Source organism: Lacicoccus alkaliphilus DSM 16010 (genome assembly GCF_900142805.1).
Taxonomy (GTDB): domain Bacteria; phylum Bacillota; class Bacilli; order Staphylococcales; family Salinicoccaceae; genus Lacicoccus; species Lacicoccus alkaliphilus.
In genome coordinates this window covers 1-1,875 of record NZ_FRCF01000024.1, presented here as the reverse complement: position 1 = coordinate 1,875, position 1,875 = coordinate 1, and the positions used below count along the sequence as shown (strand labels likewise).

Here is a 1,875-nt window from a genome sequence, read left to right as displayed (position 1 = left end):
ACAACTGGTGTATTGGAGGATTAGAAAGGTGTCGAAGTTAGAAGTGATTGTAGACGTGCATCAATTGAAAAAGCAGGGCTTTAATGTATCCGCCATCGCAAGAAAATGTAACCTGTCGAGAACGACGGTCTATGAATATCTGGAAATGGATTATGAAGAGGCGTGCAGGTGGGTGGACGTATTGAAAACAAGAAAACGCAAACTGGATCCTTATCAGGATAAGATTCTGAATTGGCTGAAGGAACATCCGGATTTGACAGCCTCCCAAATTTCAGATTGGCTGGAAGAATACTGTGAATTTAATACAGTCGGAGAGAGCACGGTCCGAACCTATGTAAAGGAACTGCGGGAAAAATATCATATCCCAAAATCACTCACTTTCAGGCGGTACGAAGCTGTCGAGGAATTGCCGAAAGGACAACAGATACAAGTCGATTTCGGAGAGCAGAAAGTGGCGACTTCCGAAGGGAAAACAACCAAATTATATGTCATCGCTTTTGTCCTTTCCCACTCCCGTTTCAAATATGCCGAATGGCAGGCACAGCCGTTCACGACCCAGGATGTTCTGCGGTCTCATGAGAAAGCGTTCGAATATTTTGGCGGCATGACAGAAGAAATCGTCTATGACCAGGATAAGCTCATGACGGTCAGCGAAAATGGCGGGGACATTGTCTATACGGAAGCGTTCCAGTCATACAGGCAACAAAGAGGCTTTCGTATCTATCTGTGCCGTGCTGCAGACCCCGAATCGAAGGGGAAGATCGAAAACGTGGTCAAATTCATTAAAGGGAATTTTGCCAAGAATCGTGTTTTTCATCAGTTGGAGACGTGGAATGCGCAGTGTTTGGCCTGGCTTGAGCGAAAAGGCAACCATCAAGTGCACAATACAATAAAAAAGAGACCTGTCGAAGTGTTTGCCCTGGAAAAGCCACACTTGCGAAAAGTCTCCACTCTACTTTCTTTCGAAAGTAACCATGGGTCCAGTATAACAAGGACCGTCCATAAGGACAATATTATTAAGTTCCGGTCCAATCGTTACTCCGTGCCGCTCGGGACCTACACGCCGCATGGCGAGAATACGGTCTATATCCGGATAGAGGCAGAACAGCTCATCATTGAGAAACAACCCGGTGCAGCGCCTTTGGCGGTCCATCGCCTTTCCACAGGAAAAGGCCAGTTGGTCAAGAGTAGAAACCATACGAGAGACAGAACCAAAGGCATACCGGCCTATGTAGAAACAGTCCACACGTTATTTGAAGACAAAGAAAAATCTCAACAGTTCCTAGATGAAATTCAGCGGCGTTATCCGAGATACATAAGAGATCAACTTCAGATCATTCAAAAGACGGTAAAGCAATTTGAACCCTATATTGGGCAGGCTTTGGATACTTGTGTGAAAAATGCATTGTGGAGTGCGAACGATTTTCATGACGTGGCCGCCCATTTGGCGAAAGCGCAGGCCCATCCAGCATTCACGCCAGAGTCTGACTCAGGACATGCGTCTGACTACGCCAACGAAAAAGCAGCAGTCAGAGAACTGGACGATTATCTGAAGATTTTAGGAGGGGCATAAAGTGAATTACTCAGTAGAGGATATCCAGCGCCAGTTTCAACGATTGAGAATGACTGAAACATCAAAAGAGATACCGACTTTTCTGCGAAAAGCGGAATCTCATTCATGGACGTATCAAGAGTTTCTTCGGGAGCTGCTGACTTATGAGGAAAAACGGCGTGAAGAGAAAATGATCGAGAAGCATTTGAAGTGGGCCAAATTTCCTTATCAGAAAAGCTTAAAAGAATTTGACCTGAAAGAACAGCCGTCACTCAGTAAGAGACAGTTACGCCAACTCAGTGAATTGTCCTGGCTTGAAGAAT

2 protein-coding genes are annotated in these 1,875 nt (G+C 45.4%); both read left to right on the top strand.

Annotated elements, in window-relative coordinates; translation table 11 throughout:
- Positions 1 to 28 precede the first annotated feature (28 nt).
- A complete protein-coding gene (istA, locus tag BUA12_RS12820; RefSeq protein ID WP_072711001.1) occupies positions 29 to 1,573 on the top strand; it encodes an IS21 family transposase in 1,545 nt (514 codons plus the stop codon).
- Position 1,574: 1 nt separating this feature from the next.
- On the top strand, positions 1,575 to 1,875 hold a 301-nt coding region (locus BUA12_RS12815; RefSeq protein ID WP_178138277.1), incomplete at its 3' end, for an ATP-binding protein.